Genomic DNA, 22,718 nt, shown 5'->3' with positions numbered 1-22,718 from the left:
TGACGCTAATTGCAGCCCCACATCCAGGGCCTTTGGTTGACACTTTCCTAACGTCATGGCGGCCCGCCTTTACGGATTCTTTACAGTTCCGCAACGGGCCATGTGGTGACGGTCACGGAGAAGGCGATCTGCCCAAGGCGGCCGACCAGGATCGGCCAATAGATGCGTAAAGGCTTGTCGTTGCGACCCATTGAAGGAGGCCGAGTCGCTGACTGGTTAGCGCTCGGAGGTTTTCGCGCGTGGCCGGGTGATCATGGGGATGCGCACGCGAAACACCGTTTCGCCGTTTGCCGATTCCGCGCACACCGTGCCCTCGTGCGCCTTGACGATCGAATTGACGATCGCTAGACCCAGTCCGTGGCCCGCACCGTTGGAGCGCGCCTTGTCGGCACGCACGAACCGTTCGAACAATCGGGGCAGCACATCAGGGTCGATGTCGGGTCCGTCGTCGGTGACGGTCAGTTCGACGTATGGCGCGGCCGGTCCATCGGGGCTAGGGGAGTACTGGCAGGTGATGCCCGTGGTGACGGTGACGTCGGGGGGAGTGTGTACCCAGGCGTTGGTGAGCAGGTTGCTGACGGCCTGATGGAGCCGCGCGTGGTCTCCGGTGACCCACACCGGTTGCTCCGGCAATTTCTTGACCCAATGGTGCGACGGTGCCGCGACCGCCGCGTCATTGACGGCGTTGATCACCAGATTGGTGAAGTCCAGTTCTTCGGACTGCAGATCCTGACCTTCGCCGAGGCGGGACAGCAGCAGCAACTCGTCGACCAGCGATGCCATTCGCCGCCCCTCGGACTCGATACGCGCCAGTGCGTATTCGGTGGTGGGCGGCAAGGCCGAGCTGTCCTGACGAGTCAACTCGGCGTAGCCCTGGATGGCCGCCAACGGAGTACGCAGTTCGTGACTGGCGTCGGTGATGAATTGCCGCATGCGCATATCGGATTCGACGCGGTGCGCCAGCGCGCTGTCTACGTTGTCGAGCAATCTGTTGAGCGTGTGCCCGACGATTCCCACCTCGTTGTCGGGGTCGGTGTCTTCCCGCCGGACGCGCACGCTGATCTTGTGGTCTTCGTCGGCCAGCGGCATGGCGGCGACCTCGGCGGCCGTCGCGGCGACCCGGCTCAGCGGGCGCAAGGCGTAACCCACCACCCAGGTGGTGAGCACCGCCGTCACCACCAGTGCCGTGGCCACCAGCAGCGTGGTGGTGAGTTGCTTGCGGGCGATGATCTGGTCGGCCAGGCTCAGCGAGACCCCCACCACCAGGCGGTCGGATCCTACGGTGCGGCTGTCGATTTGATGCGGGCCCAGACTGCCCAGGTTCTCGATCCGCGACGGCCCTTCACCCCACGACTGTGCCTCGATGGCGCGGACGACGTCCGGTGGTGCGGGTCGGGGTTCGTCTTCCGAAAAGACCGCCGAGGCAACAACTTTGCCGTCGCGGACCACCGCGATCAGGTTTCCCGGCGTCTGGCCGGTGAATTCCAACAGGGCCTGGTTGACCGGCGGGATGCCACGGTGGATCGAGGTGTGTTCGCCGTTACGGTATCTGGCGTAGGCGTGCGTGAACGCGTGCATCGATTCGGCCACTTCGGCGTCGTTCATCGCGGTGACATAGCCCCGCAAGGTCAGCACCGAGACGGCGCCGACGGCCACCAACACGAGCGTCACAACCGTCAGCACGCCCAGCAGCAGCTGGCGGCGAAGGGAACGGGGGAGCCATCGCGGAATCTGGCGGTCCCCCGTCATACCAAGCTCATTCCGGTGGTCGGAGCATGTACCCAATGCCACGGACGGTGTGGATCATCGGCTCGCGGTCGGCGTCGATCTTCTTCCTCAGGTACGAAATGTACAGGTCGACGATGCTGGTGCGGCCGGCGAAGTCGTAGTTCCACACTCGGTCAAGGATTTCGGTGCGGCTCAGTGCGCGTCGCGGATTGCGCATCAGGAACCGGAGCAGTTCGAACTCGGTCGACGACAGCGACATCGGGGTGCCGCCGCGGGTGACCTCCCGGCTGGCGGCGTCCAGTTTGAGGTCGCCGACCTTGAGGGATTCGTCGGCCGGTGGGGCCAGGTGGCTGGACCGGCGCAGGAGACCGCGCAGCCGAGCGACCAACTCTTCGAGGCTGAACGGCTTGGTCATGTAGTCGTCCGCGCCGGCGGTAAGGCCGGTCACCCGGTCCATCACCGAGTCGCGGGCAGTGAGGAACAGGGTGGGGGTGTACGTTTCGGACTCCCGGACCCGCTGCAGGATCTGCAAACCGTCCACGTCGGGCAGCATGATGTCCAGCACCAGCACGTCGGGGTTGATCCTGTCGAACTTAGCGATGGCCTCGCGCCCGTTGTGGGCGGTTTCGACGTCCCAGCCCTCGTAGTGCAACGCCATCTTGACCAGGTTGGTCAGGGCCGGTTCGTCGTCGACCAGCAACACGCGAATCGGTGAACCGTCAGCCCGGTTGATCCGGGGCAGCTGGCCCAGGATTGCTTGCCGTGGACGTTGGCTACGCGCATATCCCTGCATTGCGGTCATATTGGACCATTCTTTCAACCACAAATATGGTTGTCACTGTCTTCATAGATTTCTCAAATGTCCGTGAACCAGTCCGCTGTCCTCGGGTGTCGATCGTATGCGGGTCGGCCATGTCCCGCCACCTCCCCGCAGGAGGGCATGACCAGCACCAAAAGTGCGGTAGCACAAGTCAGTTAGCAACAGCGGCGGCACAGCAGACGTAATGACCGGCTGGCGGCGGCAACAGCTTCGCCGACTTGCTTGACCGGTCGGTGGGCCCCGCCGGCGTGTCGGTTGGAGAGGTGGTGTCCATTGCATTCGTACGCGGCTGGACGCGGGTGCCGGCCGGCCGATCAGCCCTGTGGTGACATGCGGTCGGCGTGCCCGCGCCGTGGCGGTCCCGGTCGTGACCGAAGACCGCAACAGACCCGCTGGCAAATATCGCCCAGGACGGGCAGGTAACGAAAAGAGGCGTGGCCGCACACCTGATGGTGTGCGGCCACGCCGTCGATCAAGCGGTTATCAGGCCCAGCTGGACCCGACGGCGCTGTCGGTCTGCGCCATGTTGTTGCCGGCGCTCTGGACCTTCTGGCCGTGAGAGTTGGCCTGCTCGTAGATCACCTGGAAGTTGCGGCCCAACTGGGCGATGAACTCCTGGCAAGCCACCGAACCGGCGCCGCCCCAGAAGTCACCGGCAGCCAGCACATCGCGAACGATGGCCTGGTGCTCGGCCTCCAGGTTGGCGGCCTGGGCGCGGATCAACGCACCGTGGGCGTCGACGTCGCCGAACTGGTAATTGATGGTCATTCTTGTCCTCCTGATTCGGGTCTGTTGGGCTGCTGCTAGCTGCTGAGGATCTGCTGCGAGGCCTGCTCTTGCTGCTCGTAGTTGTTGGCGTCGCGGACCAGCCCGTCCCGCACCCCGTGCAGCATGTTGACGATGTTGCGGAAGGCGGTGTTCATCTGGCCCATGGTGTCCAGTGAGGTGGCCGAGGCCAGACCGCTCCAGCCGGCGCCGGAGATGTTCTGCGCCGATGCCCACATGCGGCGGGCCTCGTCCTCGACGGTCTGAGCGTGGGTCTCGAAGCGGCCCGCCATGTCGCGCATTGCGTGCGGGTCGGTCATGAAGCGTGTTGTCATATTGCGTCTCCTATCTCGAAGTTGATCGTGCGATTGCTAGCCGTCCAGCGGTAGAGACTACGGCTCGGCGGCCGATTGCTGGCGTAAACGAGTGACTTGGTCCCCCTTTTTTTCCTGGCGTCAGACGACGACCTGCTTGGGCATGACGATCGGCTTGAACCCGTACCGCGGTCCGGCGTACGCGCCGGCGCCCTTGGCCGCAGCGGCCATACCGGGCATTCCGGCCATCACTCCCGGTGCCGCAGCTTCCTCCGGGACCGTCCAGCCGCTGCCGGCCAGCGCGGTTCCGGCCGCCGCCTCGACGGCCGGGGCCGCGCCGGCCCAGCTGGCCGGCACCGACAGGCTGCCGACGAGCGAGGCTTCGCCGAGGCTGGCGGCCGCGCCCGCGGCTCCCACCTCGCTGGCCAAGCCCGCCGCTGCGCCTTCTGCCGCTGCTGCCGCCGCCGGCGCCGCCGCTTCCGCGGCCGCCGCGGCAATGTTCGCGTCGATGGTGTGCGCGGCGAAGATGCCGTTCGGGATGGCGGCGAACATGAACCACGACGCCGTGACACCGATCTGCTGGATGCCGTTGAAGATGAACGGCGTACCAAGGAAGCCGTCCAGCGCAGTGAGGAATTCCTGGACAGGGACCGGCAGGGCGTTCCACAGGCCGGTGCCGATGGACGAGGTGCCCAGTGCGAGGTTGCTCAGCTCGGACTGCAGGCCGGTGACGATGTCGCCCAGCGACGCGGCGGGTCCGACGGCCTGGGCCGCAGCCACAGCGGCGGCTTGAGCGCCCGCGCCACCAGGGTTGGTGGTCTGCGTCGCCGGCAGCACCGGTTCCAGAATCGCTGCTGCCGCTGCACTGGCCTGGTAGGTGGTCATCGCGATGACGTCCTGGACCCACATCTCCATGTACTGCGCCTCGGTCGCCATGATCGCCGGGGTGTTGATGCCCAGGAAGTTCGTGGCGACGAGCGCGGCCAGCAGAGCCCGGTTGGCCGCGATCACCGGCGGCGGCACCGTCGCGGTGAACGCCGCCTCGTAGGCGGCCGCAGACGCGGCGGCTTGGATACCCGCCTGTTCGAGGGTTGCAGCGGTGCTGGTCAACCATCCCACGTTCTGCTGAGCGGCAGCGGCCGCGGACGTCGATCCGGCGCCGGTCCACTGTTCGGTGGTCAGTGTCGTGACGATCGACTCGTACTGGGCCGCCGCGGTGCTCAACTCCGAGGCGAGGTTGTTGTAGGCCGCGGCCGCCGCCATGAGCGGTCCGGCGCCCGCGCCGCTGTACATGAGCCCGGAGTTCACCTCGGGGGGGAAACCTGCGTAAGACATTGCTATACCCGTTTCTCTTGGCTTGTTGGTGGTCGCTGGTGGTTGCGTCGGCTTAGACGGCGGTCAGCTTGGGCATGACGATCGGCTTCACGCCATAGCGCGGTGCCCCGAAGCCGGCACTGTTGCGGGCGGCCGAGGCCAGGCCGGGAACGCCCGGGTAGATGCCTCCGGATGCGGCCGCCGGGGCAGCCGTGAAGCCGGCGCCGGACAGCGCACTGGGAGCGGTGCTGGACACCAGGGTGGTCCCAGCAGCCCAGCTCGGCGGGGCGGACATCGCGCCGACCAGCGTGGAGCTGCCGACGCTGGCAGCCACCGGGCCAACGGCGCCACCGGCGCCGGTCAGCCCGCCCTCGATCGCGGCACCCTCGATGGCCGCGTCGGCGGCGATGTCCTCGGGGACGCCGAAGCCCTCCGGGAACAGGCCACCGCTGGTCAGACCCAACATGTTCGACGAGGCCGAGGCGAAGTTGCCGATTTCGTAGCTCGCGATGTTGGCCATGTTGCTCGACGGGTTCAGCGGCTGACCGCCGAAGCTGGTAACTGGTCCGCCCAGCAGCGTTGCCAGCTGGGTGATGAAGTTGTCGACCGGCGAAGGGGCTGCCGGTGCGGCCTCCGCGGCGGACGCGCCGTCGGCCAGGACGGCGGCGGCCGCGTTCGCCGCCTCGGACTGTTCGTAGGTCCCACTGCTCAGTCCCAGGGTCTGCACAAACTGCTCTTGCATTGCCTGGGCTTCGGCGGCGATCTGCTGGTACAGCGCGCCGTAGGCGGTGAAAATGCCCGATTGCATGATCGAGACCTGGTCGGCGGCGGCCGGAGCGATGGCGGTGGTCGGGGCCGCGGCGCCTGCGTTCTGCGCCGCGAGGGCACTGGTGATCGCTCCCAGCTGCGCCGCCGCGGCGGCCAACTCTGCGGGCACTGCTGTCAGAAATGACATCTATTGCTCCTTAGGTGTGAAAAACGAGTCGCCCCTTGAATCCCCGGGTCGACCCTGTGTGTTTGCGTACCGGCCCCTGTGCGTTGGCGTAACGCTAACTAGCCCGCGCTCCACAGTTGTGGTCGAAAGCCGCAGGGTGACGGACGTTTACGGCTTATTAACGAAGGCGCTCGCAGTTTTAACAAGCTCTTGTCGGGGGATACGGCGGCGTCATCTGGGATCCGGGGGCCGGCGACCCCTTGGGGCGCGCGGCGCGCGATCCTACATAGAGATTGGTTCTGGCGCACATTAGCCTTTCGGGGGTACGCAACGTCCCTGAAGGAGCTTGCGCACGCTAGATTCGCGCCGGGCCCCCATAGCCCAATTGGCAGAGGCAGCGGACTTAAAATCCGCCAAGTGTCGGTTCGAGTCCGACTGGGGGCACAGGAAAACGCAGGTCAAACGTGGTGCGGAATGGCAGACTAGCCCGGCGAGCCGGTCTCGGTGTCACCGGATGTCACAACTCGACTGAAACTGCTTCCGGCGGCCTTCAGCGCTTCGTCCTGGGAGTGGGCGTACACGGTGAGCGTGAATGCGGCGCTGGCGTGGCCTAGCCACGCTGCGATGACTGCGATCGGAACCCCGCGGAGGTGCATCAACGTCCCGCATGAGTGGCGCGCATCGTGCAGCCGCACCCGCTTGATCTTCAGCGCGTCGAGCATCTTGCCCCAACGCCAATAGATGAGGTTGGGATGGTAGGGCTGGCCGGTCTCGTCGCACGCGACGTGCTCGCCGGGGCCGTATCCCTCACCGAATGCCAGCCGTTCCTCTAATTGGCGCTTGCGTGCCGCCTTGAGCACGTCGACCACCTCATCGGGCAACGGCAACGTCCGGTTGCTCGCCTTGGACTTCGGAGTGCCGGTGACAATCGTCTTACCGATGTTGATTCGGTTCTCGCTGACCCGTAGGTGCTTGGGCGGCAGCGCGTTCTCGCCCTCCTGGACGGGCTTGTCACTCAAGTTGACATTGCACCACCGCAGCCCGGCGATCTCGCCGCGCCGCAACCCGTACAGCGCCAGCGTCCACACGTGCCGGTCCCGACAGTCATAGTCAAGGATCGCGAACATGTCTTTATCCGTCAGCGTGCGGAACTTCTGAGGGTCGCCGGCCACTCGGTCCACTAGGCGCGCGACGTTGCGCACCGCGTTACCCTGCTCCACCTGATCGCCAAGGACAGCTGTCACTAGGTAAAGCAGGTAATTGACGCTGCGTGGTGTCCATTCCTTGCGGCCGTCGACTTCGCCGCGCCGCAGCCGGCCCACAAGGCCGTCGAGGTCCGCTTTCGACAGCTTTTGGACTTCGAGGTGGCCGAGTTCGTCGCGCAAAGCTTGGAGCTTCGAACGGTGCCCGGCGACCGTCGACTCCTTGAGTGAGTGCTTGGAGGTCAGCCAGTCCTCGCATGCCTGATCGACCGTCAACCTGCTGGCGGCTACGTAGGTGCCTCCGGCAACTCCACCGGCTACCTTTGCGAGCTCATCGCGCGCCGCCTTCTCGGTCGGGAACCGGCGGCGGATCTGCCGACGCTTTCCCGACTCTGCGTCCTGGCCGATGTCAACGGTCAGCTGATAGCGGATCTCCGCCTTGCCGGTTCTGCGGTTCCTAACCTCAACCTTGCGGATCTGCGGGGGGAGCTGCTGTCGGCTCATCTGCTTACGCTTTCTTCTTGCCGGGCGTGGTGGGCGGCAGCAACCCGGCTTTTCGGGCCAGCTCGACGTAGCGCGCCGCGGTCCGTTCGGAGACACCGAAGGCACGCATAATCGCGACGTTCGGGCGGTTTGCGACGTGTGCCCGATAGATGTCGGCGGCTTCCTGTAACCGTTGGGGTTCCATGCGAGGTCGCCCCGACCGGGCGCGCCGAGCGTTCGCCATCGCTGCGTGGCGGTTCGACGCCGGCTTACGTATCCGCTTCAGGCGCCCGGCCTCGTCAACGTCCCCAACCGCTGAGCACGCGGCCACGATTGAATCCACCCACTCATCGAGGGGTACATCGAGGTCTCTTTTTCGCACATCTCGCCCGTCAGGTCGCGCCTGAACTGTCACCTCGACACACACCGGAACGCCTTGTCGCACTTCGATTGTCATCTTGAAATCGGGCTTTTTCGGCAGCGAAGAGTATACGTCGATACGTCGAGGCACCCAGCGGTCGCCGACGGCAACCCAATCATCGGGGTCATATGCATCGTATGTGGCTGTACCGAAGCCTGGGAAGTTATGCACCGGCATCGGCACTAATCCCCACTGTCACAAAGTTCCACGCTAATGACATGGTTAATAGTGGCATGGCTGTGCAACGCTGTCAACAGCCGCCAGACACACGGCGGATACCGACGAACAGAAACTGGTGGCAGACGTTGCACAAGTTGGATACCGATCGAGTCGTGGCAGCAGCTGCCGTCGCTGCGCCACCGCTACTGGTGCCGATAACGAGCGGCCCAGGTGGCGTTAGTGCACAACTAGGCGGCATCGGCAGAACAAAGATCTACGAATTGGTTGACGGCGGCGAGCTAGTCAAGGTCAACATCGGTAGGAGAGCCTTCATTACGGCGGAATCCATTGCGGCCTATGTGGATAGACTCAGCGAGGCTGCGACAGCCTAAAAATGGACCAACGAAGAAGCCCGGGATCAGAGGCCCGGGCCACCTCGACGACACCACTCGCTAGTAGTCAGCGTACAGCTGTCCCGGCTTCGCAGCAGGTCTCGTGGGAACCCGTCCATGCATTCCTGCAAGCTGCACTGGCGCAGGCGAATACCGGCCCCCTCCCATGGGCAGGCACACCGGCATGGTGCGAGCTGGCCGACGGAGATCCACGGAAGCTCCTGGCACTGGCGGCCGCTGGCGAACACCACGTTCTCCGTGTCGAAGCCTGTCAAGCAGCCCGTGCCGAAGCCAGCCGCGCGGTGTCCAACGCCTGCAATTGGGCCCGGGTCAGCCGAGATATCCAGCAGCGCAGGAGCTTCTACATGGAGCGGCCGTGGCTCAGGAGGACGTCGTGACGGACCTCGACGAAAGTCACGCCCCGGCCGACATGCCCCCAGCCGACGACGGCGTGACGCACTCTGGGCAAGTTCGCATGGCCTACCGGCTCGCAGCCGCTTTCCGCGACCGACTGCTGCATGTGCATGGGATCGGCTGGCACTACTGGGACGGTAAACGCTGGGCCGAGGACGACCGCGGCCGCGCCAAACGCGCGGTTCTCTCCGTACTGCGGACGGCGCTCGCTGAATCCTTAGACGATAAGAGGCTTCGCGCCGACGTTCAGCGTTGCGAGTCCGATGCAGGCATCACCGGCACGCTTGGAGTGGCGGCCGCACTGCTTCCATTCGCGGCAACGCTGGCAGACCTCGACCCCGACCCGTACCTGCTCAACGCGGCAAATGGGGTGTTGGACCTGCGCACGATGGAACTATCCGAGCACCACCCGCGACACCGTATGACGAAGGTGACCACGGCAGCATACGACCCTGATGTACCTACCGGCCGATGGTCGTCTTTCCTTGAGCGCATACTGCCCGATCCGGCGGTGCGCGACTACATGCAGCGACTATGCGGTGTAGCGCTGGTCGGCCGAGTCATCGAGCACGTATTGCCGATCCTGGTTGGCCTCGGCGGCAACGGAAAAGGCACCTTCTACACCGCCCTATTGCATGCGCTCGGCGATTACGGGCTCGCAGCTGAACCCAATCTGCTCATGCACCAAGACAACGCGCACCCCACTGGCGAAATGGATCTTCGCGGCAAGCGATTCGTTGTCGTAAGCGAAACGCAGGAGGCCAAGCGACTCAACGAGGCGACGATGAAACGGCTGACCGGCGGCGATCCGATCCGCGCGCGGCGAATGCGACAAGACTTCGTGCAATTCGATCCGAGTCACACGGCGGTGCTGGTAACCAACCATCTGCCCCGAGTCTCTGGGGACAGCAAGGCGGTCTGGGATCGCCTCAGAGTCGTGCCGTTCAACGTCACCATGCGCGATACTCCCGATGACGACAAAGACCTGTCGGAGAAACTACGCCTGGATGCAGACCTAATCCTGAGCTGGGCTGTGGCGGGATGGACTGACTACCAGGAACGCGGCGGTCTCGACGCCCCGGACGCTGTGCGAGTAGCCACCGACAAATACCAGCAAGATTCCGACGAAGTTGCTCGGTTCGTCGCCGACGAATGTGTCACCAGCTCGCCAGTGCTCAAGGCCACCACATCGCAACTTTTCGAAGCTTGGCAAAAGTGGCGGATACCAGAAGGCATTCCCGAGATCTCCCGGAAGGCATTCGGCCAGTCGCTCGACACCCATGGCTACCCGGTAACTGACAGGAGCCAGGACGGTCGGTGGCGCGGCGGCATCGGTCTAAAAGTGGCGGCCGGCCAATGACGCATGACGCATATGACGCATTTACCCATTCCCCCATACGCGCACGCGGATTGGCGTCATACCTTTCGAGCGTCACATACGTCACGCTTTTGCGTTCACGCAGGTCAGCGGCACTGAACCAAAAACCGCGGCAATTGAGCGGTGCGCGGTGACCGCCACGGTGCTCTTCCTCGAGGCTGGCTCCCGGTGCACAGTGCAGTTTGCCTACGAGCCAGCCATCGTCGAGGTATTGAAGGCGGTCGTTCCTGCCTATGCCCGGAGCTGGACTAAGGCTACGAAGCAATGGAAGGTCGACACCGATTGGGCACAACCACTGGCGTCGGCGCTGCGCGGCATTGGCTGCACCGTCATCGGATTCGACGATTTGCACCAGCCGCCCCAACACCAGCCGTGCATCACATGGGCGCAGAGCCTTTTTCGTGCAGTCGGTGAGAAGCGCGCGTCCGCCGTACATCGCGCGCTGACCAAGGTTCTCCATCCCGACAACACCCAGACCGGTAGCCACGAGCTTCAACAGCAACTAAACGACGCTCGATCTGAACTGGAGGAACGCCGGTGACTGCCCCGTGGGTTGAGCTGACGGCCGCGGTCCTCTCCGGAGTGCCGAAGCTCCCGGGCGCACTCTGCGCCGGCCGCTCCGAGCTGTTCGACGGCGACACCGACGACGCGACTGCCCGGGCGGCGGAGCTCTGTCGCCGCTGTCCGGCCCGTGACCCGTGCGGTGCATGGGCGGAGACGTTGGCGCACAACCGCGCTCACGGCGTCCTGGCCGGCCAACGCCGCGAGTGGGGTCAGCCACCCTAGCCAACTCAAGATTCAACCACAACGAAGGGACATACAGCGAGATGACTAACACGATGACCATCACTATCCGAGAGATCGCAGGCCAACAGATGATCGACTCCCGAGGCACAGCATTGCTTTACGGCGTCGACCCCTGCGCAATCGAAGCATTGCCTATCGTCGCCGGCGCCATGCGCATTCCCCACATGTGGATTAAACGCGGCCGCCGCCGCGCCCGAGAAGCAATGGCGGCCACTGGATCCGAATCGTATGTCGACTGCCTTCAGTACTGGGCACGGCGGGACTACAACGCGGAATTGGAGCTGGTCTACCGATGAGCACCATGCCGCCACAGGCTCTCGGCCTCGAAGACCAGGCCCGCGCCGCCCGTCTCGCCCTGGCCGTCTTTGACGACGACCGCCAAAGGTATGACGCTGCAATGAAAGATGCGCTCGGCGCTGGCCCGGAATTAGTCTATGCGTTGACCCGCAACTGGATTCAAGCCCTCGTCGAGCACCAAGGTACGGCGCGTGCCCGGGTCCGCGTCGAGCGCATCCTTGCCGGTATCACTGAGCATTACGCCGAGCTAGCAGAGCAAAAGCCCCCGATGCCGGACGCCGCCGACGACTTCGATCCGGAAGGCGACGAGCCGTGGTGACAGGGAACGGTTCGCGTGCAGCTCTCTGCGAATGACGTCGAAAAGGCGTTGTACTGCGTCAGTGAATTGGTGGATCGCCGATGCCGGGCTGGAATCGTAGTGCCGCACTGGATGATCGAACTCGGTAAGCGGTTCGACCTCGCGTCCCTGACCAGCGGAATGTCCCCAGCGGGACATGAAACTGACAGCGGCAGTGAATCATTGGAGACGGTTGAATTGGTTACCACAGCGGAGGCGGCGGGCTTGCTGGGAATCTGCGCCCGACAGGTCCGGCGCCTCCGCCCAGATCTAGACGGCGAGATCATCGGCGGTCGAATCGTTTACAAACGCCACGCAGTGATCGAGTACGCGAAGGAGAGGGCAAATGGGCGACATCGCCGAAGCGTTCGAGCAACATCTGAGGAGCCTGTCAGACACGGACTGGAACGCTCTGGTTGAACGCGTCCGGACACCCGCGAACCCTTCCGGCGATCAGCAAGAACCCCCGCCGCAAAGCGCCGACTCAGGCGGCGCGCCAGAGCGGCTCCCTGGCGCCGGCGGGAAAGAGGCCGCTGCCCAAAGATTCGGCGCGCCGACACCGGCGCGGCCAGGCCCCGACACACCGCGTTCCGGTCAAGGTGCGGCTGGCCGCGCTGAGGCCGAACGCCGCTTCAAAAAGGAGAACCGCTAATGATCGAATCCATGGACCAATTCCTAGCCTCGACCGAGGGCCGGCTCGCACCGGAAGCGCATCACACCGCGGTACGTCTCGCCAACCAGGCACGTCAAAAGCTGGCCGACCTGTACAGCGCGACCGAACCCCAGCCCCCGGTCCCTGACCCGTTCACTGCAGGAGCCGTCACCGACGAGTGGATCGCCGCCGTAATCGAACGAAGCGCGCAGCAAGACCTAACGACCAAGCGCCGCAACATCCTTGTCAGATTCATCGCCGACGCCGACAACCGCGCCAAGACCTCCGTGCCCGACACGGACGCCGTCCTACGCGCCTACCACGGCAAGCTTGTCGAACTTCTCGACAACGCCCGGGAACTGGTCGACCAGCTCGACGGCGCCAACAACGCCGAAACCGCGATCGACAAAGGCGTCGGCCCACAGTGGAAACAGCTGTCCGAACTCGCCCGCGACTACCAACAGCTGCGCAACGCCCAAGAGTCGCACGTGCCGCAAGACATCGTCATCTCAGCGCGGCCGAGCACCGGCACCGGCGAACACCCCGCGAGCGACCTATTCCTACGCAACCTCGACGACATTTGGCCACACTGGCGACAGCCTGACCTCACACCCCGAACCATCCGCCTGGACGGCCGGCGGGATCGCACAGAACCATGGCCCACCGAACCCGTCCCACAGCTCATCTGGCTAGCGACATCGCAAGCCGAACCCTGGATCCCCACCATCGCGCAACTGCGCACCCTGTGGCGGCAACGCAAGACCAAAGCCAACCCCCAACCCCGACAGATCGGCCCACGACCAACCAACGTCCAAGTGACCTACGGATCGACCTACGGATCACCGAACAAGACCGAGCCCGCACCCACCGGCTAACGCCGAAAGGAACGCAATGCCAGATGCATTCGACACGCCACTCGACCAACTACCGCCCATCACCCGCGCCCTGCGTGAGTCCTGGCCCGCCAAGACCACCCCACTAGGCAACACGGCCGCCACCGAGCCCGTGCCTACCTCACACAGCATGCGCGCCCTACTCACCGCCGTACACCAACTCGAAATACGCCTGGCCGCAATCGAAGGCAGCGGCTAATGAGACTTGGCGGCGGCCGGCGTCAAACCTCTACTGCAACGAGGCAAGGACGCACCATGACGGCCCTGGACAATGGCACGAGCGCGTACCTGCGCACGGCCGCCGCCAACAACCCAACCGACACGACCAGCGTGACGGTTGCCCGCCTGATCACCAGCGCGACAACGCGACAGAGCCACACGGCCACGCACAGCGCCACGCAACCAGCCGCCCAACGCCAGCCCCACCCCCCATGGGTACCCCCCCTCCGGGTGGGGAAGGGCGGAACGCCGCGGGGTTCTGTGAAATATGCTGCCTGCACGCATCAGCGCAGGGTTTCTGTCACAGATATCCGGCCCGGATCCGCCCCAGATCGACGACTGAGGTCCCAGAAGAACCTCGGTTCTTTGCGTGGTGGTCATGGCTAAGAAAACGTGCGCTAGCTGCAAAAACGGGTTTCTCGGCCGGGCGGGCGCACAGTACTGTTCGCCGGCGTGTAGGCAGCGCGCGCGGCGGGCCGCCGTGGGCGATAAGTGTGACAAACGGGCCGATAAGTGTGACACCGGTGTCACAGATGCGGCGGTGGCCGCCAGGGCGCCGCGGCGCCGGCGGGCTGGTGGCCGGCAGGCGGATAGCACCAATGGTGCTGGCGCCGGCAACACTGCCGGTAACCGCTCGGCGGAGGCTGTTGCTCTGCTTGACGCCCTTGCTGCGGAGATGGCGGAGAACAGCGAGGACCGTGGCTTGGCGGGTGATGACGCTCTGACCTGGTCGGCTGCAGAGCGCGTGGTGGTGGAGATGGCCGCGGATGCCGTTGATCGCAAGGTCGACTTGACCGCGCGGTATTTGGCCAGCGATGACGACAAGGTCCGGGTGAAATTGTCGACGGAGATCCGGCTGCTTGAGAGCAGTGTCGCGAAGCTGCTCAAGGCGGTGAGCACCGATTTGCCTGAGCCGCAGTCGAAGACGTCGCGCAAGGCTGCTCACGCGGCGCATGTGAGGTGGGACCGTGGCTCGAGCTAGGCAATCATCAGGCGGCAGTCGGGCGCTTCGAGTTCCCGGCCTGTATGCGCGCATATTGGAGCATGAGCAGGTGCCGCGGCCGGACCCGCGCTGGCGCTACACGGAGGCCGGCCAGCAGGGCAAGCCATGCCCGGACCACATGCTTCAGCACTGGAGGTTGTTGCCGGCGTTGGAGCGGGGGGAGCCAGTGAAGCTGCCGGGATGGTGCCATCACCTGGGGCGACTGGAGTTCCCGGACCTGGGCGCCGCGCTGCCAGGGCTTGCGGAGGCGATCGTTGAGATGCAGGTCGAGCACGGCAAATGGGTGGTGCTCATGGTGCAAGCCGACGACATGCTGGTACCGGTGCGGCGGTCGCGTTGAGTGTCGCTGTGCCACCCATATGCAGGAGCTGCGTCGCCGCCTCACAGGGGACGCCGGGGGGCTGCGCCACCGCGGCAGTGCCACGATCAGCGAAAAATTAGCGAAAGCCTTTTCAGCTGTTGGATGTGAGCCATGCTGATAATGCGGCGTTGGCAAGTTCGTCGTCTGTGAGTTCGAGTTGCTGGGCGCGTTGCTGGACATCTTCGAGAAGGTGTGGGTCTACTTTCCCGGGTACTTTTTGCATTTCGCCCGGGGGTTGCGGTGTTGGCGCCGTGCGCAGTTTGTCGCGGGGAAAGAGGTCGATGAGCGACATCATCTGCTCGGCGGTTATCTCGATCGGCTGACCGCGGCTAAGACCCCACTGCTGCAACAGCTTTAGGTCGGCTGACTCTTTGCAGATACCCTTGTTGTGCACGAAGTCATTTCGAATCAATCGGACGTCGCCGAAGTAGTCGTAGAGCACGTCGCTGCGGCGGATACGGTCGTCGCAGCGCTTATCGAAGTAGGTTGCAATCCGGCCTCGGAATTGTTCTTCCCAGAGGGCAAACGCGTAGGTGAACCATTGAGCATACGCAACCGCCTGCACCTCGGGATAGTTGTCGAGATTGTCGCTACCACCTACAGCCATCCATACCGTGACACCGGCGTCGACCGCTAGCACAAGGTCCTGCATGTGGATGCGGCCGGGTCCACCGGTACCAACGTATGTCAGCGTCTTGACGTCGAAGTAGTGACCGACATCTTCGGGAAGATGGCCTTGCAGGAATCGTTCGTGGGGCCTTTCCCATTCCGCTACCTTTTTTAGCAGCACGTTGTGCGACGTCAAGGTAACGACTAACGAGATCAGAAACGCCCGTTCCAATTCTTCGACGATCTCGTCGATCGATGACTCTGCCTCCGTGATGCGCTGCTGCAGGAGCGGTATCGTGGCCTCTGCGGCGGATTTGAGAGCCTCGACGCTATCGGAGAATCCTGCGCCGAACGAAAACCCTTTGAGCGCTTGCGAGACCGGATCGAGGATTCCTGCGAGCCAAGAGTTACCACCTAACCGTTGGCTTTCAAACGTCAGAGCGATGGAATCCCGCGCCGGGAGCGTCATCACTTGCTGATCTCGCTCGCTTATGACTCCCATTCCCGACATACGGGTGGCCGCCTCGGCGTATCCGTCGACGGTCCGTTTGGCCAGCTGCATTACCGACTGGGCTTTCTGCAGTACGCCGAGCCATCGCTTGGTCCGACTGTGTAAATACATCTCAATCCCCTTTAGATACGGATGTCTCCTCTTCTGCGCTTGGGGCTTCTGCCGATTGGACGGGATGCGATGACTGCGGTATCCGCTGTGATCGTTTCAGCTGCAGTCTGCTTCGAAATGTGGGCAGATCGATTTCGACCGGAAGCACGTCGATTGCCGCGACCTCGAGTTGACCGCATGTGTTCCGCATTGCCCAAACACGTTGCAGCACAACAAGCACTGCTTCGAAGCGCTGTTTGTCGCCCAGCCGGTGGTCGTGCAGGGGTTCGGCATCTTCGCCCGTCATCAGCCCGCGATGCTGCACCGCCAGCTGAATGATCAGCGGTCGAAGTTTCGGGTTGCTGATTTCACAGAGGGCTTTGATAGTGGCTTCCTGGACGGCTTGAGTGAGCTGACTGTGCCTGCGGCCAGAATCGGTGTCGACCCATTCGGTCAGGTCGCGCTCCTGGAACTTGCCGGCCGCTGGAACGAATACGCTGAGGCTGTCGAGTAAGCGTCTGGTATCGATGATTAGTTGAGCGATCAAGGCCCTCTGGCGGTCCTTTCGGCCTTCCGCTTGCCCGCGCCGATAAGTCCTACTCGCCGAGCTGACGGTGACCAAGACACCGACCAGAGCTAGTGTTGGCGCGATGATGGGGATCCAGTCTTCCACCCTCATCCGGTGCATACTCCTCGTTGTCGTCTAGTCAATCGCATTGCTGTACTTTGGTCAGGGTTCTAACGAAGGCCGCTTTGCGAACAGTCTCAGCCGCATGGCCATCAGGATGACGCCCAGGGCATTCGCGCCCGGGATGTCGTGATGCTCATCGCACCGGCATGATCCCCAGGTCTGGTCGTGCCAGTCGTTGCCTTCCAACAGCAGGCTGCCGGTTGTTGCGTGGAGCTGCGCGGCCAAATCAAGGTTGTGAGTGAATTTCGCGGTGACGATCTCCTCCATCACGGGGAAGCGGCTGCGATCCCACCCGTCTACGAGTGGCGCCGCGCGGCCAATCCGCTGCGCCTCCAACGGATCTACTGAGGCAAGGATGGCCGCGCGGGCATCCGTGTCGTCGGTCTTTGCTGCCATGTACGCGTGCTCGCTCGTCGCGAATATTCGGCCACGGTGCGGTGTGATAGCGGGATAGAAGTTCGACAGAAAGAAGTGCTCACCACGGAACCGGTCAATCACCGGCACCCATAACCCGCTCATGCCCGTGTTGCCTCGTCGAGGAGATAGCCGAGCCCCTCATAGGACAAGTGGTAGCGCAGCGCCCATCCCGGCCGGTTAGCTGCGAGCCAGCCGCGGATGGCCTCGGCCTTGTCCGAGGCCGGGGAATCGTTATCGAGGCCGGCGTCGACGAGGATGTCCCAGCCCATGTGGGCGTCACCGAATGTGCTGATCGTGCCGGCGACTGAGTCGGCATCCTCGATGCTGGCGGCCAACTGGTGCATCTTCACTGTCATGTCGTCAAGGTGGTCGCTGCCCGCGTGGAGATACCAGTCCGCGCAGTCGCGTACGGCGCGAAGGATATCCCGCGGAATGGGGAAGTGCGCCTTCGTGATTGCTGAGATCAGGTCATACAGCGCGAAGTACGGCTCACCCGCATGGAGGGACAGAAATATCGAGCTGCGGATGCCTTCGGTCGGGCATGGATCAGCGGCGTTGGCGAGTGCTTCGGCGACGTCATACGGATCGTGGGTAGTCAACTTGGTTCTCTTCGGATTGGCTCTGTGATCGACCGGTGGTCGGCCGGGCGCCGGCGTGGCGGCAGGGTTGGCAACCCGGTGGGGCCGGGGCGTGCTGATGCGCCCACGGGCTGCCACTTCACCGACGCGGCCATCAACTGATGGTGCTCGTAGTCGGCTCGGGATGCGATCGCCGCCCGGGCCCGCTGTCTGCGGTCCAGCCATACCACTGCGCCGACCACGATCAGCGGGATGAGGATGAATGGGTAGGCACCGACCGCTGCGAGAGTGAACAGCACCGACGGGACTCCTAGCGCGACGGTCGCGGCCGGGTGCCGATCCGTCCAACTACCGTGCGAGCAACGAGCTTCAAGTCCGCAACCTGCGCACGCGTGCCTGGCCATGAGCTGACATTACGCCCGCGGCTGCCGCAGCACGAGGCTGCTGAGAAACGATCGCCCGTCGCGGGCGATATCGGCCTTCAGGCCCGGTTTACCGCGATCAGCGGATCCGCTATGTCACGCTATGCCGACCTATTGCCCCCTCAAAACCCGGCAGTAGCTAACTTCCTAGTTCGTGCAGTCACTGCGACAATCAACCTCATGATCGAACGAAACCCCGCAGGGCCGCCCGATATAAGTGTTCGGCGCGTCAATGGTGAGGTCGAGATCCTCCCTGACGGCACGACCGTCAACATCGATCAAGATTGGCTGTTGACCGTGACCGAGCCGGGCCGCCGACCCCGTCAGTTGAACGAGTACGAATGGCTTGAGGTGGCAACGCCTGACGGCACGGTAGTGGGAAACGATTCGCCGAATCGCGACCCGAGCCGCAACTAAGTTCCTGAATAGCCTTTGCGCGCTTAGCTGTACAGTGCGTGGCCGCCGGCGCTCCCGAGCGCGGCAATAGCGATCTTGGACCCGCCTGAAAGCAAGCCGTCCAGAATCTTCCGGGCCCGCGTGCGTTCGGGTTCGTCGAGTTGCTCGTCGTTAGCGGCTGCCTCGAATGCGGCGATCAGCCGCTCGACCATGCTCTCGGGCGTGGGCCAGGCCCCGGCCACCTGGTAGGCGGTGCCGATTGGCGGGCCTACCGCGATGACCTGCCCGCCCATCGCTGTTGGCCCCTTTTCGAAAAACGGAACAGTCTGAAGCGCGCGCAGAGCTCGCTGGGTGGTGTCTTCGTCGAATCCGGTCTTGCGTGCGATGTCGCGCGCACGGGTCAGGTGCCTGCCGGTTTCTTCGTAGATCTGCACAACAGCCTGCAGGACGGGTAGGTCGCGGTTCGCCCAGGTGTCTTCCATGCCGGCGAAGTTACTCCGCGGCGAGGTTCGCGGTCATCGTCGTGGCCATTCTGAGGGTTCCATGTCATCAGTCCACCAGGGCGGCCTGATCAGCCCGATCTCAAGATCATCAGAATCGTTGATCACGCGCTCGCCGCCGCCGTAAAACTTCACCGTCGTGTAGTAGAAGACAACCCCAGATTCTTGGTCGGTGAAGAAGCCCTGGGCGCGCCCGGAAACCGAACGCCACGGACTTCCCGGGTCATCTGACTCACGCAGCATGTACGGCTGGCCTCTGAGCTGCTCCAAGTCAGTGCCCTTGCAAAGCCGGGTCCAGTCGGGCTCGGACGGGCCGTTTGAACTCACAAATCGATTCTTCCACCCCGGGCGAAAGAGCAATAGGGGGTCGCATTTGCAACACGACCCCCTATCCTGGGTTGCTCTCAGCGGTCTTGCCGCTGTTGCCAACGCTGCCATGTACGACGCGCAGACGCCCGCAGGAAGCTCCGCAACTCCTCGACCTCCGCGGCGTCGAGTCGATCGGACCGCACGAAGTACCAGCGGATTAGCCTTGCGAGGTCGTCACGGGTCCGCTGCAACAGGCCGTCGTTGTACACGCGCAGGCAGTCCACGCAGTCCCCGTCGCGCCACGACTCGCCGGTGGCGTGGTCGGTGTACTGATCTGTGTGCACTGGCTCTGGCGCCAAGTACTGCGGCTTGATGACCTGGCGCGCCGCGGTCGATTCACCGCGTAGCGTGTGGACACCGCCGCACAGAGTCGGCACCTCGCGGATGCCAGCTGCGCGCGCCTTGTCCCCGTCCTGCACCCACCACAGGTGCCGCAGATTCGGGTTCCGTGGAAACTGCCGGAAATACCGCTCGCGCAACCGTTCGCGGTCCGGTGCGTACTCGGGCCGATCTGGCCACTGCCCGCCAAGCGCATACCGCTGGTAGGCCTCCGCGTAGTCGACATGCGCCGACCCGGGATCGCGCAGCAGCGCATGCCGGGTCCGGCACCCGCAAGCCACACATTTCAACGTTCCGGTATTCAGCCAGCCGCGCGGATCGTCACCAAAGCCGCCGCTGGCACGATTCTCGTCGTTGCTGCCGAAGAAGTAATTGCCGCTGACGGTGCGCGGGTGGCCACACACACAGCACAAGGCCTGCCGCTTCGGCCGTTGCGGTTTCGGTTCGGCGAAGTGAATCCGGCGGCTGTGTGGCCAGTCGAGCTCGCGGCCGCCGTTGCGGGTGACGCACGGTGTGCCCGGGTCGGCGCCGCAAAACGGGCAACGATGGGTCAGGGACGGGTGTTCTGTTTTCGAGCGCACTGAGATAAACTCCTGTGTCGTGTTCTGAAAGCCCCTTAAGTAAGGGCTTGAGGTACGAGAAGGCGGTTCCCGTGCAGGGGAGCCGCCTTCAGTCATTTGCGAGGTAGTTGGACTACCGGGCAATGTGAAAGGCGTTGCAACAGAAGCTTGTCGGGCGGCCCGCGTCCAGTGTCATGCAACTCCGTGCTCCCTTCTCGAATTGACGTAGCGCGCTGTTTAGCGCGCTGGAAATCACAACTGTAGCGCGCTGGAAAGCGACGCAGAAGCCCGGTTTCAGCCCGCTACACTTTTGCGCTTGTGGACCACCTCGGGCTCATCCGGCGCGCCGCCAGGAAGCGTGAGTCGCGCCGGATCGCGTTCGACACGGCTGACGAAGAACTTCGTCAGCTGATCCGGGAGGGATTCGAGCAGGGCATCTCGGGCGAGCAGCTGGCCGTCGCGGCCGGGCTGTCGCTGTCTCGCGTGTACCAGATCCGAGATGGACGCCGATAAAGGTTCACTTCGACACCTCGGTGTCACGACGGTGTCACAACTCAAGTCACACACCCGCGAACGACGACGAACACCGGCGGAACGTAGCCGCTGGTCAGGGGTGGATTGCAAATACCGGCGGGCACCGGCGGACGTGTGTTGCAGGACTTAAAATCCGCCAAGTGTCGGTTCGAGTCCGACTGGGGGCACTGCGTTTGAGTGGCAGACGGCGGTCCTGGTTCGGCCGGCGGCGCGGAACGGGCCGTTTCTGCCGGCTGGCTTGCTGACCGTGACGAAATAGTGGGCGACAACGCTGTTTCCGTACCAGGCTTTCGGCCGATAACGGCGCCCGAACCGCCTATTTGCCGACGTCGGCGCAGGCGTGTTCGTCCGGCAGCAGTGGCCGCATCGCGAGTTGCCAGAGCTTGTTCTCTGAACGCCACGGCGCACTCCGGCTCGCCCCCGCCGCCGCGGCGGCTACGGCGTCAAGGTCGTTGCCGGCCACGACGAGGCACCGGGCCGACGGAGCGGGCCAATCCGTCGGCGTGCCGACCGTTGCCAGGTCGCCGAGCGGCCACGTTGCCGCAGGTGCGGCCGTAGCGTCCGCTGCAGGTCCGAGCACCCATACGGCCACCCCCGCCGGTGCGTAGGTGCGCGGAGCACCCGCACCGGTGATGCTGTCCGGATGCTCGAGCAGGTCCATGAGGCGCCAGACGCGCTCACGTGCGGCGACGGTGGCGGCGTCGAGGTCAGCGACCGGGTACCCCAGCGCGCGGACGAGCACGTCGTGCCGCTTGCCGTCGGTGACGACGAGAATGCGGGTGTTGACGGCATCGAAGATTTTCGGAGCGCCGAAGTCCGGTGAGTCGGCGAGGAGTCCCGCGTTGTTCGTCTCGGTGAGCAGGTTTTGCAGGGTGGATTCGGGGATTCGGTGTTCCTCCAAGGTGACCAGCGCCGGGATGTCGGTCGCCCGATCGACCTGTCGGAGGTAGTGGCCGTTCCCCGAGATCCACACGCGGGGCAGCGTGTCGCCGACGCGCACGACGGGTTGCACGAGCCCGCCCCGCGGGAGACTTCGATCACCACCTGCTCGGCGCCACTGGGGTGGGTGAATTGTCGGGTCGTCGTGGTTGTGGGTTGGTCATTCCCGGCATGGGTGCAACTTGCGATCAGGACCATGGCAACGGCCAGAACCGCGCCCGGAACGGCCTTGCGGCGACGATGATCACGATCCTGCGGCCGGACCCGCCGCCCACCGGCCACGGCCTGTTGTCTAGGGCCGCGAACCGCAGTTGGTAGAGCCTGATTGATCCGCTCCATAGTCTGCGCGTCTACTGGGACGGCGCCCACGTTGCGGTCCACTCAGATATCGGTTCGTGGTTCGGGTCTTCACCAGAATTGGGTTCCGGCTGGGAGGTGAGGCAACTGTTGGTCATTGTCCGCTGGTAGGGACCCCAACGCGCATTGAGGGTTCCGTCGGGGCGAAAGATGACGGTGATCGGCCCGGACATTTCGGTGGTGCCGGTGCATTCGGGACTCTGCGGATCTGGGAACGTCGCATAGGAGCTGGCGGACCCGGTCATCGTCCAGCCCGACATCTTCCCGGTCATCGTGCCCGTGTACGACTGCGTCGGCTTGAGGTTCTTCAGAGTCTCGTTGCAGGTGATCGAATCCGTGCTGATGCGGCAGTCGGAAACCAGATCGCCGTTCTGAATTTCGAAGTGCGCGGGCAAGCTCGCCGGACCACCTCCGGCGGCGGAGGATGCTGTCGACGTCGAACGTGTGCTGTCTGACTCGGACGGCTTCGGTGCGGCGGCCCAACGGTTGCCACTCGTGCAACCCGCAAGCTGT

Annotated in this window: 31 protein-coding genes and 1 tRNA gene; 14 read left to right on the top strand and 18 right to left on the bottom strand. The window is 64.1% G+C overall.

The features are described 5' to 3' along the window. Positions 1 to 216 precede the first annotated feature (216 nt). From JX552_RS24760 to JX552_RS24735, 6 genes are all read right to left on the bottom strand, one after another. The gene (locus JX552_RS24760; protein WP_205874455.1) at positions 217 to 1,749 is read right to left on the bottom strand and encodes a sensor histidine kinase; all 1,533 of its coding nucleotides are present in this window, start codon (positions 1,747 to 1,749) and stop codon (positions 217 to 219) included. A 7-nt stretch (positions 1,750 to 1,756) separates the two neighbouring features. Then, complete coding sequence (locus JX552_RS24755) at positions 1,757 to 2,530, bottom strand: response regulator transcription factor (protein ID WP_205874454.1); 774 nt, start codon at positions 2,528 to 2,530, stop codon at positions 1,757 to 1,759. A gap of 501 nt (positions 2,531 to 3,031) precedes the next feature. Then, positions 3,032 to 3,316: a WXG100 family type VII secretion target gene (locus tag JX552_RS24750; protein ID WP_205874453.1), complete on the bottom strand. Its 285-nt coding sequence runs from the start codon at positions 3,314 to 3,316 to the stop codon at positions 3,032 to 3,034. A gap of 35 nt (positions 3,317 to 3,351) precedes the next feature. Then, positions 3,352 to 3,648, bottom strand: coding sequence for a WXG100 family type VII secretion target (locus JX552_RS24745; RefSeq protein WP_205874452.1), 297 nt, complete (start codon positions 3,646 to 3,648; stop codon positions 3,352 to 3,354). Between the two features lie 120 nt (positions 3,649 to 3,768). Next, positions 3,769 to 4,962: a PPE family protein gene (locus JX552_RS24740; protein WP_205874451.1), complete on the bottom strand. Its 1,194-nt coding sequence runs from the start codon at positions 4,960 to 4,962 to the stop codon at positions 3,769 to 3,771. A gap of 52 nt (positions 4,963 to 5,014) precedes the next feature. Next, on the bottom strand, positions 5,015 to 5,896 hold the full coding sequence (locus tag JX552_RS24735) for a PPE family protein, SVP subgroup (protein WP_205874450.1): 882 nt from the start codon (positions 5,894 to 5,896) through the stop codon (positions 5,015 to 5,017). 349 nt (positions 5,897 to 6,245) lie between these two features. Here JX552_RS24735 and JX552_RS24730 point away from each other — a divergent pair. After that, a tRNA-Leu gene (locus JX552_RS24730) sits at positions 6,246 to 6,319 on the top strand. Positions 6,320 to 6,357: 38 nt separating this feature from the next. Here JX552_RS24730 and JX552_RS24725 read toward each other — a convergent pair. Continuing rightward, the gene (locus JX552_RS24725) at positions 6,358 to 7,581 is read right to left on the bottom strand and encodes a tyrosine-type recombinase/integrase (protein WP_205874449.1); all 1,224 of its coding nucleotides are present in this window, start codon (positions 7,579 to 7,581) and stop codon (positions 6,358 to 6,360) included. Between the two features lie 4 nt (positions 7,582 to 7,585). Beyond that, entirely contained in the window at positions 7,586 to 8,158 is a 573-nt protein-coding gene (locus tag JX552_RS24720) for a DUF6214 family protein (protein WP_205874448.1), read from the bottom strand. Positions 8,159 to 8,534: 376 nt separating this feature from the next. Between JX552_RS24720 and JX552_RS24715 the strand changes: the two genes are divergently transcribed. The 11 genes from JX552_RS24715 to JX552_RS24665 all read left to right on the top strand — a co-directional run bounded on the left by JX552_RS24715 (position 8,535) and on the right by JX552_RS24665 (position 14,872). Next, positions 8,535 to 8,930: a DUF2742 domain-containing protein gene (locus JX552_RS24715; RefSeq protein WP_205874447.1), complete on the top strand. Its 396-nt coding sequence runs from the start codon at positions 8,535 to 8,537 to the stop codon at positions 8,928 to 8,930. Positions 8,931 to 8,962: 32 nt separating this feature from the next. Further along, positions 8,963 to 10,306: a DNA primase family protein gene (locus JX552_RS24710; RefSeq protein ID WP_205878671.1), complete on the top strand. Its 1,344-nt coding sequence runs from the start codon at positions 8,963 to 8,965 to the stop codon at positions 10,304 to 10,306. Between the two features lie 148 nt (positions 10,307 to 10,454). Further along, complete coding sequence (locus JX552_RS24705) at positions 10,455 to 10,865, top strand: hypothetical protein (RefSeq protein WP_205874446.1); 411 nt, start codon at positions 10,455 to 10,457, stop codon at positions 10,863 to 10,865. Further along, complete coding sequence (locus tag JX552_RS24700; RefSeq protein ID WP_205874445.1) at positions 10,862 to 11,110, top strand: WhiB family transcriptional regulator; 249 nt, start codon at positions 10,862 to 10,864, stop codon at positions 11,108 to 11,110. Before JX552_RS24705 ends, JX552_RS24700 begins: the two co-directional genes overlap by 4 nt. A 53-nt stretch (positions 11,111 to 11,163) precedes the next feature. Next, a complete protein-coding gene (locus JX552_RS24695; RefSeq protein ID WP_205874444.1) occupies positions 11,164 to 11,427 on the top strand; it encodes a hypothetical protein in 264 nt (87 codons plus the stop codon). Further along, a complete protein-coding gene (locus JX552_RS24690) occupies positions 11,424 to 11,747 on the top strand; it encodes a hypothetical protein (protein ID WP_205874443.1) in 324 nt (107 codons plus the stop codon). Before JX552_RS24695 ends, JX552_RS24690 begins: the two co-directional genes overlap by 4 nt. Positions 11,748 to 12,111: 364 nt before the next feature. Next, the gene (locus JX552_RS24685; RefSeq protein WP_205874442.1) at positions 12,112 to 12,417 is read left to right on the top strand and encodes a hypothetical protein; all 306 of its coding nucleotides are present in this window, start codon (positions 12,112 to 12,114) and stop codon (positions 12,415 to 12,417) included. Beyond that, entirely contained in the window at positions 12,417 to 13,292 is an 876-nt protein-coding gene (locus JX552_RS24680) for a hypothetical protein (RefSeq protein WP_205874441.1), read from the top strand. The genes JX552_RS24685 and JX552_RS24680 overlap by 1 nt, the downstream gene beginning before the upstream one ends. Positions 13,293 to 13,308: 16 nt before the next feature. Further along, positions 13,309 to 13,509, top strand: coding sequence for a hypothetical protein (locus JX552_RS24675; protein ID WP_205874440.1), 201 nt, complete (start codon positions 13,309 to 13,311; stop codon positions 13,507 to 13,509). Positions 13,510 to 14,205: 696 nt separating this feature from the next. Next, a complete protein-coding gene (locus JX552_RS24670) occupies positions 14,206 to 14,511 on the top strand; it encodes a hypothetical protein (RefSeq protein WP_241010713.1) in 306 nt (101 codons plus the stop codon). Continuing rightward, positions 14,498 to 14,872, top strand: a complete 375-nt coding sequence (locus JX552_RS24665) for a hypothetical protein (protein WP_205874439.1) — start codon at positions 14,498 to 14,500, stop codon at positions 14,870 to 14,872. The genes JX552_RS24670 and JX552_RS24665 overlap by 14 nt, the downstream gene beginning before the upstream one ends. Positions 14,873 to 14,984: 112 nt before the next feature. On the opposite strand, the gene JX552_RS24660 is transcribed toward JX552_RS24665, so the two are convergent. From JX552_RS24660 to JX552_RS24640, 5 genes are read right to left on the bottom strand one after another with little or no spacing between them, the layout of a single operon-like run. After that, entirely contained in the window at positions 14,985 to 16,124 is a 1,140-nt protein-coding gene (locus JX552_RS24660) for a hypothetical protein (protein WP_241010712.1), read from the bottom strand. A gap of 1 nt (position 16,125) precedes the next feature. Then, the gene (locus JX552_RS24655; RefSeq protein ID WP_205874438.1) at positions 16,126 to 16,782 is read right to left on the bottom strand and encodes a hypothetical protein; all 657 of its coding nucleotides are present in this window, start codon (positions 16,780 to 16,782) and stop codon (positions 16,126 to 16,128) included. 51 nt (positions 16,783 to 16,833) lie between these two features. Continuing rightward, on the bottom strand, positions 16,834 to 17,313 hold the full coding sequence (gene ybiA / locus JX552_RS24650) for a riboflavin biosynthesis intermediates N-glycosidase (RefSeq protein ID WP_205874437.1): 480 nt from the start codon (positions 17,311 to 17,313) through the stop codon (positions 16,834 to 16,836). Then, positions 17,310 to 17,810, bottom strand: a complete 501-nt coding sequence (locus tag JX552_RS24645; protein ID WP_205874436.1) for a hypothetical protein — start codon at positions 17,808 to 17,810, stop codon at positions 17,310 to 17,312. Before JX552_RS24645 ends, ybiA begins: the two co-directional genes overlap by 4 nt. Next, entirely contained in the window at positions 17,807 to 18,088 is a 282-nt protein-coding gene (locus JX552_RS24640; protein WP_205878777.1) for a hypothetical protein, read from the bottom strand. Before JX552_RS24640 ends, JX552_RS24645 begins: the two co-directional genes overlap by 4 nt. Positions 18,089 to 18,181: 93 nt before the next feature. Between JX552_RS24640 and JX552_RS24635 the strand changes: the two genes are divergently transcribed. Continuing rightward, positions 18,182 to 18,628: a hypothetical protein gene (locus JX552_RS24635; RefSeq protein WP_205874435.1), complete on the top strand. Its 447-nt coding sequence runs from the start codon at positions 18,182 to 18,184 to the stop codon at positions 18,626 to 18,628. A 23-nt stretch (positions 18,629 to 18,651) separates the two neighbouring features. Here the strand turns inward: JX552_RS24635 and JX552_RS24630 are convergent, their stop codons facing one another. The 3 genes from JX552_RS24630 to JX552_RS24620 form a co-directional block, all read right to left on the bottom strand. Continuing rightward, positions 18,652 to 19,089 (bottom strand): hypothetical protein, encoded by a 438-nt coding sequence (locus JX552_RS24630; protein WP_205874434.1) that lies wholly within the window; start codon positions 19,087 to 19,089, stop codon positions 18,652 to 18,654. A gap of 33 nt (positions 19,090 to 19,122) precedes the next feature. Next, positions 19,123 to 19,434, bottom strand: coding sequence for a hypothetical protein (locus tag JX552_RS24625; RefSeq protein WP_205874433.1), 312 nt, complete (start codon positions 19,432 to 19,434; stop codon positions 19,123 to 19,125). A 77-nt stretch (positions 19,435 to 19,511) separates the two neighbouring features. Continuing rightward, entirely contained in the window at positions 19,512 to 20,396 is an 885-nt protein-coding gene (locus tag JX552_RS24620) for a zinc finger domain-containing protein (RefSeq protein WP_205874432.1), read from the bottom strand. 297 nt (positions 20,397 to 20,693) lie between these two features. Here JX552_RS24620 and JX552_RS24615 point away from each other — a divergent pair, with 297 nt between their 5' ends. After that, a complete protein-coding gene (locus JX552_RS24615) occupies positions 20,694 to 20,888 on the top strand; it encodes a hypothetical protein (protein WP_205874431.1) in 195 nt (64 codons plus the stop codon). A 337-nt stretch (positions 20,889 to 21,225) separates the two neighbouring features. Here JX552_RS24615 and JX552_RS24610 read toward each other — a convergent pair whose 3' ends face one another. Both JX552_RS24610 and JX552_RS24605 read right to left on the bottom strand, forming a co-directional pair. Further along, positions 21,226 to 21,921 (bottom strand): hypothetical protein, encoded by a 696-nt coding sequence (locus JX552_RS24610; protein ID WP_205874430.1) that lies wholly within the window; start codon positions 21,919 to 21,921, stop codon positions 21,226 to 21,228. Between the two features lie 277 nt (positions 21,922 to 22,198). Beyond that, positions 22,199 to 22,600 carry a hypothetical protein gene (locus tag JX552_RS24605; RefSeq protein ID WP_205874429.1) on the bottom strand — a complete coding sequence of 134 codons (402 nt, stop codon included), beginning with the start codon at positions 22,598 to 22,600 and terminating at the stop codon, positions 22,199 to 22,201. Between the last annotated feature and the right edge of the window lie 118 nt (positions 22,601 to 22,718).

This window comes from Mycobacterium gordonae (assembly GCF_017086405.1).
Taxonomy (GTDB): domain Bacteria; phylum Actinomycetota; class Actinomycetes; order Mycobacteriales; family Mycobacteriaceae; genus Mycobacterium; species Mycobacterium gordonae_D.
This window is presented reverse-complemented; position numbering and strand designations above follow the sequence as displayed.